13 protein-coding genes and 1 pseudogene are annotated in these 15,532 nt (G+C 69.8%); 8 read left to right on the forward strand and 6 right to left on the reverse strand.

Going from position 1 to position 15,532, the window contains the following annotated elements; translation table 11 throughout:
• The first annotated feature begins 78 nt into the window (after positions 1–78).
• From AAT21_RS21055 to AAT21_RS21070, 4 genes are all read left to right on the forward strand, one after another.
• A complete protein-coding gene (locus AAT21_RS21055; RefSeq protein ID WP_235438989.1) occupies positions 79–891 on the forward strand; it encodes a hypothetical protein in 813 nt (270 codons plus the stop codon).
• Positions 892–1,559: 668 nt separating this feature from the next.
• The gene (locus AAT21_RS21060; protein ID WP_046778306.1) at positions 1,560–1,985 is read left to right on the forward strand and encodes a subtilase-type protease inhibitor; all 426 of its coding nucleotides are present in this window, start codon (positions 1,560–1,562) and stop codon (positions 1,983–1,985) included.
• A 278-nt stretch (positions 1,986–2,263) separates the two neighbouring features.
• The gene (locus tag AAT21_RS21065; RefSeq protein WP_046778307.1) at positions 2,264–2,875 is read left to right on the forward strand and encodes a CAP domain-containing protein; all 612 of its coding nucleotides are present in this window, start codon (positions 2,264–2,266) and stop codon (positions 2,873–2,875) included.
• A gap of 189 nt (positions 2,876–3,064) precedes the next feature.
• A complete protein-coding gene (locus tag AAT21_RS21070; RefSeq protein ID WP_046778308.1) occupies positions 3,065–3,292 on the forward strand; it encodes a hypothetical protein in 228 nt (75 codons plus the stop codon).
• Between the two features lie 582 nt (positions 3,293–3,874).
• Here the strand turns inward: AAT21_RS21070 and AAT21_RS21075 are convergent.
• Together AAT21_RS21075 and AAT21_RS37690 are read right to left on the reverse strand one after the other, a co-directional pair.
• On the reverse strand, positions 3,875–4,357 hold the full coding sequence (locus AAT21_RS21075) for a hypothetical protein (protein WP_046778309.1): 483 nt from the start codon (positions 4,355–4,357) through the stop codon (positions 3,875–3,877).
• Between the two features lie 621 nt (positions 4,358–4,978).
• Positions 4,979–5,389, reverse strand: coding sequence for a hypothetical protein (locus tag AAT21_RS37690; protein ID WP_157879759.1), 411 nt, complete (start codon positions 5,387–5,389; stop codon positions 4,979–4,981).
• Positions 5,390–6,090: 701 nt separating this feature from the next.
• On the opposite strand from AAT21_RS37690, the gene AAT21_RS21085 reads away from it, so the two are divergent.
• Positions 6,091–6,570 (forward strand): ricin-type beta-trefoil lectin domain protein, encoded by a 480-nt coding sequence (locus AAT21_RS21085; RefSeq protein WP_046778311.1) that lies wholly within the window; start codon positions 6,091–6,093, stop codon positions 6,568–6,570.
• Between the two features lie 115 nt (positions 6,571–6,685).
• On the opposite strand, the gene AAT21_RS21090 is transcribed toward AAT21_RS21085, so the two are convergent.
• A complete protein-coding gene (locus tag AAT21_RS21090) occupies positions 6,686–9,079 on the reverse strand; it encodes a phosphoketolase family protein (RefSeq protein WP_046778312.1) in 2,394 nt (797 codons plus the stop codon).
• Between the two features lie 268 nt (positions 9,080–9,347).
• Here AAT21_RS21090 and AAT21_RS21095 point away from each other — a divergent pair, with 268 nt between their 5' ends.
• On the forward strand, positions 9,348–10,259 hold the full coding sequence (locus tag AAT21_RS21095) for a universal stress protein (RefSeq protein WP_046778313.1): 912 nt from the start codon (positions 9,348–9,350) through the stop codon (positions 10,257–10,259).
• 50 nt (positions 10,260–10,309) lie between these two features.
• Here AAT21_RS21095 and AAT21_RS35935 read toward each other — a convergent pair.
• Positions 10,310–10,642, reverse strand: a pseudogene (locus tag AAT21_RS35935) (LuxR C-terminal-related transcriptional regulator); the annotation flags it as partial.
• Between the two features lie 226 nt (positions 10,643–10,868).
• Here AAT21_RS35935 and AAT21_RS21105 point away from each other — a divergent pair.
• Together AAT21_RS21105 and AAT21_RS21110 are read left to right on the forward strand one after the other, a co-directional pair.
• Positions 10,869–11,195 carry an STAS domain-containing protein gene (locus AAT21_RS21105; RefSeq protein ID WP_046778315.1) on the forward strand — a complete coding sequence of 109 codons (327 nt, stop codon included), beginning with the start codon at positions 10,869–10,871 and terminating at the stop codon, positions 11,193–11,195.
• A gap of 142 nt (positions 11,196–11,337) precedes the next feature.
• On the forward strand, positions 11,338–11,805 hold the full coding sequence (locus tag AAT21_RS21110) for a pyridoxamine 5'-phosphate oxidase family protein (RefSeq protein ID WP_052757934.1): 468 nt from the start codon (positions 11,338–11,340) through the stop codon (positions 11,803–11,805).
• A 215-nt stretch (positions 11,806–12,020) separates the two neighbouring features.
• On the opposite strand, the gene AAT21_RS21115 is transcribed toward AAT21_RS21110, so the two are convergent.
• Together AAT21_RS21115 and AAT21_RS21120 are read right to left on the reverse strand one after the other, a co-directional pair.
• Positions 12,021–12,893 carry an aldo/keto reductase gene (locus AAT21_RS21115; protein WP_046778316.1) on the reverse strand — a complete coding sequence of 291 codons (873 nt, stop codon included), beginning with the start codon at positions 12,891–12,893 and terminating at the stop codon, positions 12,021–12,023.
• Between the two features lie 287 nt (positions 12,894–13,180).
• The gene (locus tag AAT21_RS21120) at positions 13,181–15,370 is read right to left on the reverse strand and encodes an endonuclease (RefSeq protein WP_235439058.1); all 2,190 of its coding nucleotides are present in this window, start codon (positions 15,368–15,370) and stop codon (positions 13,181–13,183) included.
• Positions 15,371–15,532: the final 162 nt, after the last annotated feature.

Below are 15,532 nucleotides of genomic sequence, written 5' to 3' on the forward strand. Positions count from 1 at the left end.
GGTGTCTGGACGGAGGAGTCCACCCCAGCAGCCAGCTGGGCACTACCTCCAAGCCCGGTCCTTCAGGGCCGGGTCAAGTTGACCAAGTCCCTGTTCGCTGCGTACATCCAGGCTCTGGACGCAAGCCGTGCCCAGCTGGACCGGGACACCTGCGCCTGCCCGCCCGACGCCCATCCCGCGGACCTGGACTCGGAGTACGCGGTCGAGGCGGGAGCGAGCATGCTCAGCGTGGCCGGACGGGCCGCGTTCGCCGAGGACTACGGTCTCGATGAGGAGGAGCTGGCGGCGTTCGACTGCGAAGGGTTCCTCGCGGACCTCGCCGACGAGGCCCTGGCCCGCCTGCACGAGGCCCACCAGGAGCTGTTCGGCGACATCGACGTCTCCCACCTGGACGTTAAGTTCCTCCTGGAGGACGGAGGCGTTGACGTCGTCGCCCTGCAGGAGGCGCTCAGCCGCAGTTGGGAGCACAACAGCGGTCAGGTCGCTCTGTGGTCCGCCCGCCGCTGGCTCGCCGGGCAGGTGCGGGACGAGGAGCGGATCGCCGTGTTCCTGTGCCTGTGGATGGGCATCTCCCAGTCGTACGCGGGCCTGCCGCCCTCGTACGCGCGCGACCTGGCCGCCGCGCTCGCCACCATCGACCTGGACGCCTCCTGCGAGCACCCTCGGCACCCCTGGTCCGCCGCCGAATCCACCGGGCAGTCCCAGTACCGCGCGGTGGTCCACCTGCACGCGCCGGACGACCACCCCGACACCCCCGTGCCCGCCGAGCTCTCGTCACGCGAGCTGTGGGAATGCCCGGTGCACTACGCCCAGTTGGCGCGGGAGGCGCTGAAGGAACTCGAAGGATGGCGCACCATGCGCGGCGGCGACGCGGAGGACTGGGAGGACTGACCGGTCCCGCTACCGCTACCGCTACCGGTCCGGTCCAGTCCCGGTCCCGCTCGGCGCCGGTCGCCTCACCCATCACCCGTCTCCGTATTCCCTCACGACGACCGAGATGAACTCACGCAGGGAACTGGCCGGGCGCCGCTTGGTCGACCGCCTTGGTCGTCTCCGGCGCCCGCCTGGTTCACCTCCTCCCGACCCATGACGAATACGGCCTCGTCGGACGACTCCCGCCCGCCAGAACCGCCCGGCGGCCCACGTCCGCCCCGCACCCGCCCCGCCGGCGGTGAGGAGGGCGAGGCGCTGGGGGCAATGGTTCCGGAGCCTCGGGACTTGACGTCCCTCTGCCTCCTCCGAGAGCCCGCCCGACCGCAGTCATCCCGTCACCCTTCACCGCGAATCGGCGCACTGTGCAACGCCGTCACCAGGGAGGTACGGGCCGCCGAGGGCTCCGAAACCCCGCCTCCCCCGCCCCGCGCGGGGCCTGGGATGTGCCGCGCGAGCTGCGTGAATGCGCGACCGCACGCGGCTGCGGTCCGGTATCCGGATGATGTGTCCTTAAATCGACCGCCGATTAGCCGCGCTCCTTTGAACCTGCCAGTCTGAATCTCAGTTGAGCGCAAGATCGCAGCCGTGAATACCAATCAACCCTAGAATCGAAGGCGAAACTTGTCATGCGTCACCACGTCATCGCCGTATCCGCCCTCAGTCTTCTCTGTCTCGCAGGCAGCACCGGTCTCGCGGAGGCTCAACCCGCAAGTGCCCACGGCCCGTCCGCGATGGTCTTCACCGTCATCCAGGGCTCCGGCGAGCCCACGGACACCGTCCTGCGCGCCACCACCCTGAGCTGCGCCTATACGGCCGAAGGCACTCACCCCGACCCGCGGGCCGCGTGCGACGCCCTCATCGCCACCGACGGCGAACTCAACCGCCTGCTGACGGCGCCGGACCCGTCGCTGGCCTGCCCCATGTACTTCGACCCCGTGACGGTCACGGCGGACGGCGTGCTGAACGGCCGGCGCGCGGCCTGGAAGCACACCTTCTCCAACACCTGCGTGATGTCCGCGAACCTGAACTCCAGCCCGGTGTACGCCTTCTGACGCCGTGCAGCCTGTAGCTCGTTCCAGCCCGGAGGATGGCGGCCCATGGGCTCGCGGAGGGCGGCTGGGCAAGGCGGCGGTACGTCCGCCGGCCCAGCCGCCCGCTCACCTGCGCACCGGCCCGCTTGCCTTCCCGCGGCCGGATGGCGGGCCGGTACGACGGCTGGCAGCCTGGAAGAGAGGCCGTAGCGGAGGCCTGTGCCACGCGCCGCCACTCGCGCGACGCGGCACCTCAACCGCTGGAAACCACAGTTCGTGTTCGCAGGAGGTGGACCTCCTTGACCAGGCACGCTTCACACACCAGAACCGCACGGAGCCTCGCGGCGGCCGCCATCCTGTCGGCCGCGCTGGTTCCCGTATCGGCAGCACCGGCGCCGGCCGTCGCCTGCGACACGGCGGCCGCTGCCCGGGCGCCGAGCAGCAGTAACGACACTGCCGTCCGGAACGCGGTGGTATGCCTCATCAACGCTCAGCGCACGCAGAGGGGGCTCCCCGCCCTCACCGTCAACCAGGCGCTGACGACGGCGGCGCAGCAGCACTCCGCGGCCGCCGTGCAGCTGAAGTGGTGGGGACCGGGCCAGGATTCGCATCGCAATCCGCAGACCGGTTCGACACCGGAAAGCCGGATCAAGGCCGCGGGCTACTGCCCGAACCCCAGGTCCTGGGCCGTCGCCGAGATCACGTACACCGGCTGGGGCGGCTACGGAACCCCGAACGCCGCGGTCAACTGGTGGATGAACGTGAGCACGTGGGGCCACCGCCAGAGGATCCTCGACCCGTCGATGCGGGAGATCGGAGCCTGGGCCCAGCCGGGTGCGGCCGACCGCGCCGGGGCCGGCGCGAGCCAGGCCGGAACCTACGTCGTGACCTTCGGGCGCTGCCAGCAGTGAATCACGTCGCCGGACGAGTAGACATTCCTCACCCGGGTCGGCGTACAGCGGCTACGGCAATCACTGCTGCTACCCGACATCCGCCGACCATTCCACGTCGCCGCGGTGGGCGGACTGCATCCTTCGGCCTACCGGGTTTTCGGACCTGCGGAGGACGATCTCTCGGCACCGCCGCGAGAGGGTTGATGCGTGCGAACAACCATTGGATACACCGTCGAAAGCATCGGCTACGTCGTAGGAGCCCAGGGGGTCGTCAGCTTCGCGTCGCAGACCTTCTTCGGCACCGAGTGGGGCTGGCTGCACAAGGTCGTCGACCTCCCGTCCGCCGCTTACCTCGGCCTCGTCGCCCTGGGGCTGGCCCTCGTCGCCGGCGGCGTGAAGACACGCAAGGCAGCCGAGCGCCAGGAGACCGCCTGACCGCCTGACGGGCAGAGCACCGGACCGCCGAGCCCGCCGCTCACGGTGGGTTCGCCGGCGCTGCCGGGCATGCGCTCACCTTCCGCCGTGGCTGTGTCGCGAACCCCGCCGAATCCCCCAGACTGCCGCCCGTTTCTGCCCCTGCCGTAGCTTTCCGGCCATGGAAACGAACCCACAAAACGATGAGATAGAGCTGATCCGGCCGGCCGACCCCGCCCAGAGCGTCAGCGTGCGCCTGCGGTCGACCGCCCCGACCCTCGAAAGCCTGGGCGGCCCGGGCTGCCCTCGACACAGCGGATTACCGAACAGAACGTCGTTGAATACGATGGCAGACGGCATACCGGCGCTTCGTGAAATGGACGCGGGACCGAGTCGGGGCCCGAGTGCATCGGGTCGCCCTGGACGAGCTCGGTACCCAGGGGAGAACCGGACTGGTTGCTGTGTGCCATGACTCGTGGGCATCCGTGCCCTCGAAGGGAGCCGCTGACCGGGACCGAATGCGACTGATCGCCCGCCGTGGAGCGACCTCTCCCCACATCCGGGCGGCAGCCGTGGCCTGGACCGTGTCGGCGGGCGGACCGGTCAGTGCGAGGCCGGTCCCACACTGCGGACCCACACGGGAAAAGGTGCGGCATCCATCTCGGGAGCGGTCTGGTCTGACTGGCCGTTTTCGGCCTCAAGTTCCGACCAGGGGACCAGGCCAGGGTCCTGGTCGCAAAGGAAGCCCTCGACGACAGGACCGAGATCGTCGGTAGGCACGTAGGCGCCACCAAAGGGCAGCTTGTCCGCGGCCACCGATCCGGTTGAGCACCGGAGCTGCCCAGCCTGCTCGTCGTGCCATACGTAGAACGTCGCCACCCCACCGAAGCCCATCTCGCGGATGCGGAGCCGGATGCCTTCGGCAGTCCGCTCGAAAGCGGCGACCACCTCCGGCACGGACAAGGCGCGCCTGTCCTCCTCCTCCGCCCCCAGCCACCAGGTGTTGGTCTCCGTCTCCACCCGCCGATCAGCCGGCTCCAGCACCAGAGGTTCGTCCGCCACCTCGGCGATCCATGTCAACAACATCTCAGAATTATCCGGTACACCCCGGCGTGGTGGACACCATCGCCCTTCAAGCGGCAGCCGCGGAGGTTCTTGCGGAGAACGGAGGTATGCCGTCGATGCTGCGCGTCAGCGGTGGTTTCTCCGTCCTGCTTCGGTGAGGGCCAGGGTGAGGCACCCCAGCCACTCACCGGATGGCCCGAGAGAGCCATCCCGCGCTGTCCAGCGAATTTTGTTTTGATGGGCCGGCTGCCGTCGGCTCCATCGCTGCTACGCACGCAAGCCCGAACACGTCCTGGGCCTTCGCCGGCAGAGCCGCAGCCGTCGTCCAACGCCGGCGTTTTACCAGGACCCAACTCTGACGCCGGCGAGGATCCGGCTGGATGCGCTGGTCAGTCGAGACCAGCTGAAGGAGCCTCGATGAGCCATTACTTCGACCTCGGCGACGAGACACTGTGGAAGGCTGCCACCATGTTCGACGGATGATTCGAGCGGAAAGTGAGGCGCGGTACCCTCCGCACCGGGCTTGTCTGTTGGGTTCGGGTGCACCCATGGCATCGATCGTTCCAGCAAACTCGGCCTGCCAAGGACCATCCCAATCTGTGGCCCGAGTGTGCTTCTGCGACGGCCCGTTGGTGGTCGGGGCTACCGTGCGGCGTTGAACGAGTAGGTGGCGGTGCCCTTGAAGAACTTGTAGTCGTCGAGTTTGCCGAGTTCGAACTCGTAGGTACCCGCCGGATGGTCTTCGAACTTGGCCGTCTGGCCGTCGCGACACTTGATCTTCTCGGTGCCGGAGACGTAGTTGTAGCCGTCGGTCCGCCGCAGGAGCACGGTCATGTCCCCGTTGGGGTGATCGCACTTCTTGACGGTGAAGTGAATGCGACCCCGAATGCCCGTCTTGAACTCGGGTGTCAGCCAGATGTGCTGGTACTCGAAGTTGACAGTCCTGCTTGCCGCGCTGGCCGACGCCACCTGCGTAACGGCAAGCGTCGTGGAGCAGCACAGGATCGCGGCGATGCGTGACAGGTGTCGCAGGGCGGCGTGATGGGTGGGCATGTCGAACACTTTCCGTCGGTGCGTACGATTCATCGCTCATCCTCCCCGAGGGGGTGCGGCCGGGGCATCGCGCGCACAGGTGACAGCGTTGCGATGGTGTTGACCGGCGTCCGCAACGATCCGTCCTGGTGTACTCCCTGAGCGGCCGCGCCTGTGGGCTGCGTTGTGCGAAGCGCGTCTGCATCGCCTGACGGGGGTGCGGTGACGTTTTTGCTTCCCTGTCCGCCGCTCGGCGCGTATCGCGGGTATCGCATCGGATATCCGCCATATCGACGTTCCGGCTGGATTTCGCTTATGGGGTGGTCTTGAGGGATATGTCGAGGTGGGTGTGAGGAACGTTTCGGCAATTCGGTGGATGTAGTGGCGAGGGATTACGCCGGGCGGGCTTTTGTCGTGCTGCGTATGTGCTGATGACCCTGAGGGTGGCTCGTGTGGGGGTGGGTGAGGCTGGATGGGCGGTGACTTCCTTCGGTGTCCCTGGGGGTGGTGCGGGGAGGGTTTTCCGGCCAATTCTCAAATGTGTGAGGCGGTCGGCTTTCTTGGGTGAATCGTTTCTCGGAGATCATCGGATGTTCCGGTGACTGCGTGTTCCGAGTGAATGGGCTGTTCAAATTTATCGACGGGCCTGTGGGGGCTGGTAGTAATTCCCTTGCGCTCGGATTCGAGCCGATTAGCCCTGTACAGAGAATGGAATCCGCACCATGGGCATCGCCCTGCGCAACACCGTCGCCCTCGCCGCGCTGGCAGTGACCGCCTCCCTCCTGCCGGTCGCTCAGGCAGGCGCGGCGAGCACCACCCAGCAGAGCGCGCGCATCCCCGGCCGATACTGTCTCGCCAACGCCTGGGAGACCCCGAACATCTCCACCAAGCCCTGCGACGCCGCCGACCGGGGCCAGCACTGGACCGTCTCCGGCCACCAGATCTCCCTCACCAACGCGCGCGCCTACTGCCTCGCCAACACCTGGAACACCGCACAGGTCTCGGTGAAGCCGTGCAACCCCAACGACCAGGGGCAGTACTGGAACATCTCCGGCCAGCAGATCTCCCTCACCTACGCCCCGGCCTACTGCTTCGCCAATGCCTGGGAGACCCCGAACGTCTCCACCAAGGCGTGCGACCGCGCCGACCGCGGGCAGAGCTGGGCGGTCTTCAACGACCAGGTCAGCCTCGGACTCGCCTGATCCCTGACCCCTGATCCCCGATCCCGCTGCCGTGCCCAGGGCCGATGCCTCCGCCCTGGGCACAGCAGTCAGGACTCCGCTCCCACGCGCCGCGCTGAAGGTGGTCGGTTCCTGGTCAGTACGGCCAGGACCAGTTCGCGACCTCCGGGAGGTCCGTGCCGTGTTCGCGGATCCAGGCGTGGTGGCGCACGCGCTGGTCGGCCATGGTCCGGCGCAGCCCCTCGGCGCTGCCCGTGAGGCCGGGGACGCGGTCGATGACGTCCATCACCAGGCGATAGCGGTCCATGTCGTTGCGGACCACCATGTCGAACGGGGTCGTGGTCGTGCCGGACTCCTTGTACCCGCGCACGTGCAGCCGGGGGTGGCCGCTACGGCGGTAGGCGAGGCGGTGTACGAGCCACGGGTAGCCGTGGTAGGCGAAGATCACCGGCCGGTCCGTCGTGAACAGGGCGTCGTACTCGGAGTCCGTCATGCCGTGCGGGTGTTCCCCGTGGGGCATCAGGCGAGCGATGTCGACCACGTTCACGACGCGGACGGCCAGCGAGGGGAGGTGCTCGCGGAGCAGGGCCGCAGCGGCCAGCACTTCCATGGTGGGTACGTCGCCGGCGCAGGCGAGGACGACATCGGGCACGCGGGAGCCGTCGTCGGTGCCGGCCCACTCCCATGTGCCGGCACCGCGCGCCACGTGCGTGCGCGCCTCGTCGAGCCCGAGCCAGTCGAAGCAGGGCTGCTTGCCGGCGACGACCACGTTCACCTGGTCGCGGCTGCGCAGGGCGTGGTCGGCCACGGCGAGGAGTGTGTTGGCGTCCGGCGGCAGGTAGACCCTGACGACCTCGGGGCTCTTGTTGAGGACGTGGTCGACGAAGCCCGGGTCCTGGTGCGAGAAGCCGTTGTTGTCCTGGCGCCACACGTGCGAGGTGAGCAGGTAGTTGAGAGAGGCGATCGGCGCGCGCCAGGACAGTTCGCGCGAGGTCTTCAGCCACTTGATGTGCTGGCCGACCATGGAGCCGACGATGTGCGCGAAGGCCTCGTACGTGGAGAACAGGCCGTGGCGGCCGGTGAGGAGGTAGCCCTCCAGCCAGCCCTGGCAGACGTGTTCGGAGAGGATCTCCATGACCCGGCCGTCGCGCGACAGGTTCCGGTCGGTGGCCTCGGTGATGCCCTGCCAGGCCTTGCCGGTGGCCTCGTACAGGTCGTCCAGCCGGTTGGAAGCGGTCTCGTCCGGTCCGACGACCCGGAAGTCCCTCCGTCCGGCGGTGTCCCGCATGACTTGCGCGAGGAAGTGCCCGAGAACGCGGGTCGGTTCGTGCAGCGTACGTCCCGGTTTGTCTACCGGGACGGCGTGCGCGTCGAGCGTGGGCAGGGGGAGCGGCCGGAGCAGTCGGCCCCCGTTCGCGTACGGTGCGGCGCCCAGCCGGCGGTCTCCCTCCGGGATGCAGGCCAGGACCTGGTCCACCGGGCGGCCGGCGGCGTCGAAGAGCTCCTCCGGCCGGTACGAGCGCAGCCAGTCCTCCAGCTGTTTCAGGTGCGCCGGATTCTCGCGCACCCCGGCGAGCGGGACCTGGTGGGAACGCCACGTGCCCTCGACCGGGTCGCCGTCGACGCTCGCGGGCCCCGTCCAGCCCTTCGGCGTGCGCAGCACGATCATCGGCCAGCGGGGGTACTCCCGGCCGGAGCCGGAGCCGGAGCCGGAGCCGGAGCCGGAGCCCGCCGCCCGCGCCCCGCGCTGGATGGCCGCGATACGGTCCAGGGCGTGGTCCATCGCGCGCGCCATGGCCTGGTGCACCTGGGCGGGGTCGCTGCCGGTGACGTACAGCGGCTCGTGGCCGTAGCCGCGCAGCAGCGCGTCGAGCTCGGCCTCGGGGATCCGGGACAGCACCGTAGGGTTGGCGATCTTGTACCCGTTGAGGTGCAGGATCGGCAGGACCGCGCCGTCGTGGACCGGGTCGAGGAACTTGTTCGCGTGCCAGGACCCGGCCAGCGGCCCGGTCTCCGCCTCGCCGTCACCGATGACGCAGGCGACCAGCAGGCCGGGATGGTCGAAGGCGGCTCCGTAGGCGTGGGCGAGGGCGTATCCGAGCTCCCCGCCCTCGTGGATGGACCCGGGCGTCTCCGGGGCCACATGGCTGGGCACGCCGCCGGGGAAGGAGAACTGCCGGAACAGCGCTGCCATGCCACCCGCGTCGCGCGTCACGTCCGGGTAGCACTCGCTGTACGTCCCCTCCAGCCAGGAGTTGGCCAGTACGGCGGGGCCGCCGTGCCCCGGACCCCAGACGCACAGGGCCTCCAGCGAACGCTCCTTGATCACGCGGTTGAGGTGGGTGTGCACCAGGTTCAGGCCCGGAGAGGTGCCCCAGTGGCCGAGCAGCCGCGGCTTGATGTGCTCCGGCCTGAGCGGTTCGGTCAGCAGGGGATTGGCCATGAGGTAGATCTGGCCCACCGCCAGGTAGTTGGCGGCGCGCCAGTGGGCGTCCAGCTCCGAGACGGAGTGCGCGGTCAACGCGGTCATGTCCGCTCCTGAGGGCGAGTGTGAGGGCGAGGACGAGTACAGGGGCGAGGGACGTTCGTCGACTGGGTCGATGCCGACACTGTGCGCGCCTCCCGGGTGCGCCGGGGAGGGGAGGACCGGCCCTCGGGGAGGGACCGTCGGCCCTTTCGCGCACCTGCCCGGCCCGGGGAAGGTGAATCCCGGTGGCGCCCGGTCCTTCCCCCGGCCGGCGCCACCCGTACCTGCCATCGACCCCGATGCCTCGCGCATCAGTACGGAGGACAGCACCGTGAAGCGCACCGTCGTCGTCGGCGTGGACGGCTCCCCCGAGAGCCGGGCCGCAGCCGACTGGGCCGCCGAGGAAGCCGTACGCCGCGACCTGCACGTGCACGTGGTCCACGCCTGGCTGTGGCAGCCGCTGGCCGTCCCGGTCGTCCAGGACCGCAGCGTCGAGGCCCGCCGTGCGCAGGAGATCCTGGACGAGACGCGGGCGGACCTCACCCGACGCCACCCGCGGCTCTCCCTCACCGCGGAAGTGGTGCCGGACGTCCCCGTGCCCGCCCTGCTGCGCGCCGCCAAGGACGCGGAGATGCTGGTGCTCGGCACGCGCGGGCACAGCGCGCTCGCCGGCTTCCTGCTGGGCTCGTACGGACAGCAGCTGATCGCCTCCGCCGAGTGCCCCGTCGTCTCCGTGCGGGCCCGGGACGGCATCGCTCCGCCGGAGGCCGCCGGAGACGAGGGGGCCGCCGAGGGCGAGGCGGTCGCCGGAGGCGAGGTGGTCGTCGGCCAGCAGGGCAGCGTCGAGGAATCCGCCGACGTACTGCGCTTCGCCTTCGAGGCGGCCGCGGCACGCAAAGTGCCCCTGCGCGCGGTCCGCGCCTGGAGCCTGCCCCCGGTTTACGCCTACAGCCTCGGGTCGATGTGGATCGCCGAGCTGCTCGGCGGGCTGGAACCGTTCGAGAAGGCCGCGCTGGAGCAGGCACTGGAGCCGTGGAAGGCGAAATATCCCGAGGTGGACGTCGTCGCGCAGGTGGAGCAGGGCAGTGCCGGGCACGTGCTGCTGTCCGCCGCGTCCGACGCGCGACTGCTCGTCGTCGGCCGCCGGATCCGGGAGTCGGCACTGGGACCGCGTACCGGCTCGGTGGCCCATGCCGTCCTGCACCACTCGGTCTGCCCCGTCGCCGTCGTGCCGCACCACTGAGGCGGCGCCGACCCCGGGAAGGGGCCGGGCAGCAGGCCACGCGGCCTGATGTTCTTGACGGTCTTCTCCGCCAGGTAGAGCCACTTGCCGATCTCCCGGTTGGTGAGCCCCTCGCTGACCATGACGAGGATCTCCTTCTCCCGCTCCGTGAAGCCGGGAAGCCCCGGGACCTGCTCGTCCTGGGGCACCTCCCCCCGCATGCGGGCCATCAGCCGGCTGGTGGCCCCGGCGTCGAGCATCGACTGGCCCGCGGCCACCGTCCGTACGGCGGTCACCAGGTCGGTGCCGGTGATCTGCTTCAGGACGTAGCCGGAGGCCCCCGCCATCGCGGCGTCCAGGAGCGCTTCCTCGTCGTCGAACGACGTGAGCATGAGGCAGGCCAGCCCGCAGACAGGGCGAACGGACAGGGCCTGTCGGTCCTGACCGGACGGGGACGATTCCTGCGGCAGGTACCGACCGGTATACCGACCGGTCCCTGCGAGAGGGACCTTCGGCCCCGTCCGGAAGGACTGCCGGGCCTTCCCGGGATGCCGCGGCAGCGGATGAACTGAGGGCGGACGGGGACGGCGCGACTCCACAGAGCCGCACGCAGCGCGGAGGACGGACGCCATGACGAGCGCCTTGATCGACCTGAGGACCGTGGCACGGGACGATGACGGTCTGAGAATCGCCCTGGCCGGGGAGCTCGACTTCCACACGGCCGAGCAAGTGGGGCCCCGCCTGCGCGAACTCGCCGGATCCGGCCACCGCACCATCGTCCTGGACATGTGCGGTCTCTCCTTCTGCGACAGCGCGGGCATCGACCTCCTCACCTGCTTCAACCGCCACTGTCGAGCGGCCGGTACGCGGCTCCTGCTGTGCGACGTACCGCCCCTGGTGATCAAACCCATGCGCGTGCTCGCTGCCGACCGGGAGCTGAGGTTCGTCGTCTCGTGATCACGGGGGCTGCTGAAAACGGCGCCTGGAAACGGGGCTCGGGGAAGGGGACCGTTCGGCCCTGTTCTCAGCGGCGGAGCGAGAGGGAGGCTGGAACATCGGAAGCCGTAGGACCGAGCGGGGCCGGATGAAGGTACGGATCATGGATCAGGACGGCGAACGGCGACCCGCCGGCCGGAAGGGTGGCGCGATGTCCGCCCGCCACATGCGGGAGGTGGACAGGGCAGAGGCCCTGAGGCTCCTCGCCACCGTGTCACTGGGACGCATCGTCTTCACACAGCACGCACTGCCCGCCGTCCGGCCGGTGAACCACCTCGTCGAGGGCGAGGACATCATCATCCGGATCCACGAGGGCGGAGCACTGGCCTCGCTGGCGGCACCCGCCGACGTCCCGGGCGTGGTGGTGGCGTACGAAGCGGATGCCATCGACCCCGACACCCACCTCGGGTGGAGCGTCGTCGTCACCGGCTACGCGCGGGCGGTGGACGACGCCGAGGAGACCGACCGGTACGCGGAGCTGCTGCGCCCCTGGGTGGGACAGCCGATGACCGGCACCCTGCGAATCCGCCCGGATCTCGTCACGGGTTTCCGGCTGGAGGCGGCACCGTAGCCCACCACCCCCGCCCCGCCCCGGCTACCGAGTCGTGCCGCCGGGGCGTGCCGCCCACCGCCTTCCTCAGCCGCTGCGGAGCGGTGCCCGCCACACGAGCCGGCTGCCGCCTTCCTCGGGAGTCTCCGCGGTGAAGCTCCCGCCCACGACCCGGGCCCGCTCTCACGGTCCTTGGTGCGGAGCCCTGACCATCGACAGGCCGAGGGCGGGGACGATCACGTCACCGGGGGCGAGGCCAGGGCGTCGAGACGGTCGAGCTGAGCCCGGCTCGGCCGGAAGCCGGCCGCGGCGACGTTCTCCTGGAGATGGGCGAGCGAGGCCGTACCGGGGATCGGCACCATGACGGGGGAGCGGGCGAGCAGCCAGGCGAGGAGGAGCTGCGGTGTCGTGGCACCGAGTTCGGCGGCGACGGCGGCGAGTTCCGCGGCCCGGCCAGGCGTTGCAGCGGCGACGGGACGCCAGGGCAGGAAGGCGATCCCCGCGGCCTCGCAGGCCTTCAGGACGGGCTCGTACTCCCGGTCCATGAGGTTGTAGCGGTTCTGCACGCTCGCGATCTCGGCCGTCCGCCGGGCCTCGGCGAGCTGTTCGACGGTGACCTCCGACAGCCCGATGTGCCCGATCTTGCCTTCCAGCCGTAGCTCGTGGAGCGCGCCCACCTGCTCGGCGACCGGCACCTTCGGGTCGACGCGGTGCAGTTGCAGCAGGCCGATCCGCTCCGTACGCAGGCGGCGCAGTCCGTGCTCGACCTGTACGCGCAGGCTTGCCGGGTCGGCGTCGTAGGCCCACCCCTCGGGGCCCTCGGTGCGGACGACGCCCACCTTGGTGGTGACCAGCAGGCCGTCCGGGTACGGGTGCAGGGCCTCGGCGAGGAGTTCCTCGTTCGCGCCCCATCCATAGAGGTGCGCGGTGTCGATCAGACCGACCCCCAGGGCGACGGCGCGCCGGGCCACCGCGATCGCGCCGCCCCTCGCGGCAGGAGGCCCGGTCGGCAGGCGCATGGCACCGAACCCGATCCGGGACACGGGGAGTTCACCCCCGATGGAGAACGTGCGGGCCGGGCCGCCACCGGCGGGCGTACGTGAAGTCATCGGTCTCGTCTCCCCCCTCGTCGGGGCGACGATACCCGTCCCACGCCCGCGCGTCCGGCGGAGACGGCGGGCTGCCGAGCGCATCAGCCAACGCTGGACCGCCTGCCCTGAGTGGCGCCGACGTGACCCGCCTCGCCGCCGTCCCTGTCCGCGCCGTCGGAGCCCTTCACGGGTCTCTCGCCCCGTGGCGTCACGAGAAGCAGGCTGCCGCGTACCCCGCTGGCGCGAGGACCTCACCCTCCCGCCGACCCGGCTGGCCCCGTACCCTCGGCACAGGCCCCTGTCGCTCAGGTCCAGGCGCCGGCGAAGTCGATCTCCTCGGCCCACTCCGGGTGGTCTATCAGCGGATTGCGGTTGCCCTGCATCTCGGCTATCGCCGCGTTGCGGTGCTGCTCGTAGACGTCCACCGGGTGGTCCCTGTGCCAGTTCAGCAGCATCTCGAGGCCGGAACGCTGGAGTTCGCGTGCCTCGTCGCCGATCCTGCCGGGGTAGCGGAGCAGGAAGTAGAGCGTCGCCCTGGCCACCGGTCCCTTGCCCTCCGAGGGTTCGAACTTCCCCGGATCCCGGCGCCCGCAGTCGTGCCGGACGGCCTCGTCGAAGTCCGGGAAGTCGAAGTAGGGGATGTTCCCGCGGAAGCTGTTGCACGTCGACTCGCAGGCGAAGAGATGGTGCAGGTCTCCGCGCATCGGCTCCTTCTTCGCGAACCAGGACTGGGGCACGACGTGTTCGCAGTTGAAGGGCAGCGTCGCCTCCAGGAGGTCGAGCTCGGCCTCGACGGCTTCCGGGCCGGGTGCGCTCTCGTGGAGCATGAACTCCTGCCAGCGCCCTATTCGGGCGGCCTCCACCGCCGCGTCGGCCTCCATGAGTTCCTGTGGAGTGAAGCCCGTGCCCGAATAGATGCCGTGCAGCTTCTCGTCGGGGTGCAGGTCCACCCAGGGGTAGAGCAGGCGCATCGGCTTGTACGCGGGCCGGCGCTCGTGCGTGGACTCCAGGTGCTCGGTCAGTGCGAGGCGCAGGCTGGTGGGGTTGCCGACGTGGATGCCCGCGTAGTAGGCGTCGCGCGCCGCCAGGTCCGCGGCCTCGTCGTAGTAGGGGCGGTCACTGAAGGCCGCGAGGTTGACCAGGGCGGCCGCCAGGTCCCGCTCGGCGGGCGAGTGGCCGTCGATACGTCCGATGCCGGCCGGCACCGTTACCGCGGCAGGCGATTCGGCCCGGGGCTGGAGGGCGTCGGCGCCGGTGTCCGCGTCGAGGCTGACGCTGACGCTGATGTGCAGGGGGACGTTCCAGCTGACCGATCCTGTCGTGGCGTGCTGCTCACGCCTCCCGTCCGGCGTCACGCTCTTCGGCGCCGCGCCGTTCGTCCGACCCGTCAGGACCGTGGGGACCGTCGGCGGCGAAGCCTCCACGGGATGCAGGGAGGAGCCGGACGCGAGCAGCTCCGCGCGGAGCGCCGCGGCGGTGCCGGACAGGGGGAACTGCTGGATCGTGCCGAGGATGCGGCTGACCCGCACGCCCTCGTTGGCCATCCAGTCCACCCGGTGTTCTCCCATGCTCGGATGCCAGCGGGTTCCGTCGACGGCCAGTACGTTGCCGTCGTGGTCCCTGCGGGGAGCGCCGGCGTGGTGCAGGGCCACGACCTCCCACTGGTCGTTGAACACCGGAGCACCCGAGGAGCCGTGTGCTGTGTCGGCCGAGTAGTGCACGAAGTCCTCCAGCACGTCCACGATCCGGTTGTCCCGGAGGGCGAGCTGCTTGGGCTCGCCGTTGGGGTGCTGGATGATGTTGACGAGCTCCCCGATGACGGCCTTGCCCTGGGCTTCCTTGAGCGGCAGTCGTCCGAAAGCCGTCAGCGGCTGACCGTCCTGGGAGCGTTCGGCGACCGCCACCACGGTGAAATCGAGGTCACGGTGGGTGACGAAGAAGCGGTGCGGATCGAGTGTGAAAACGACCGGAACGAGCGGCTGCCCGTCCAGGCCCGCCTGGAAGTTGAACGCGATCACTCCGGCGGCCGCTTCCTCGGCGGAGCCCAGCACGTGATTGTTCGTCATCAGCAGTGAGGGGGACACCAGGAAACCGGTCCCGTGGTGGGACGATCCGGGACTGCGGACGGTTATCCGGCCGATCGAGCGGGCGGCGAGGAAGCCGCCTTCGAGGTAGTCGATTCCGATGAGATCATTGCGGCCCATGAACCGTTCAAGCATCAACAGGTCGGTGCCGACCAGCTCGCGGTCCAGATCCAGGCTGGTCCCGGTCGTGGCGGTCGCCGGTGTCCGCTCGATCGCCGTGGCCGTCGCCCAGTCGACGCCCAGCCGGTTCAGCCTGCTGCTGACCCGTTCCGGGGTGTCGGCGTAGAGGATGCCCTGCTGTTCGAGCGCCGCCATACGGCCGCCACGTTCTCCCGTACGGCTCGCGTAGCGCCGGCCGGCATCCTCCATCTGCTCCAGGAAACCCTTGTCAACGTGTGACAACTGCTCCACTGTCATTTCGGCTCGCCTCCTCGGCGGCACCCCTCCTCTTCGGATGTCAGAGTTCCTCCCCGTTCCCCCGCCTTTCCTCCCCCCTATTTCAGTATGGGCACAGGGCGTGTGCGCCGCGCCCAGTCGGGCCGAGGGGCGGTCCGCGGTGGTTGCTGCGTCAAT

The sequence above is a fragment of the Streptomyces yangpuensis genome (genome assembly GCF_001005295.1).
GTDB classification, from domain to species: Bacteria; Actinomycetota; Actinomycetes; order Streptomycetales; family Streptomycetaceae; genus Streptomyces; species Streptomyces yangpuensis.

Coding starts and splice junctions, on each gene's coding strand:
- AAT21_RS21060 (WP_046778306.1), top strand. CDS start 1,560: ATGCGTCACCACGTCATCGCCGTATCCGCCCTCAGTCTTCTCTGTCTC.
- AAT21_RS21075 (WP_046778309.1), bottom strand. CDS start 4,357: ATGTTGTTGACATGGATCGCCGAGGTGGCGGACGAACCTCTGGTGCTG.
- AAT21_RS37690 (WP_157879759.1), bottom strand. CDS start 5,389: ATGCCCACCCATCACGCCGCCCTGCGACACCTGTCACGCATCGCCGCG.
- AAT21_RS21085 (WP_046778311.1), top strand. CDS start 6,091: ATGGGCATCGCCCTGCGCAACACCGTCGCCCTCGCCGCGCTGGCAGTG.
- AAT21_RS21090 (WP_046778312.1), bottom strand. CDS start 9,079: ATGACCGCGTTGACCGCGCACTCCGTCTCGGAGCTGGACGCCCACTGG.
- AAT21_RS21105 (WP_046778315.1), top strand. CDS start 10,869: ATGACGAGCGCCTTGATCGACCTGAGGACCGTGGCACGGGACGATGAC.
- AAT21_RS21110 (WP_052757934.1), top strand. CDS start 11,338: ATGGATCAGGACGGCGAACGGCGACCCGCCGGCCGGAAGGGTGGCGCG.
- AAT21_RS21115 (WP_046778316.1), bottom strand. CDS start 12,893: ATGACTTCACGTACGCCCGCCGGTGGCGGCCCGGCCCGCACGTTCTCC.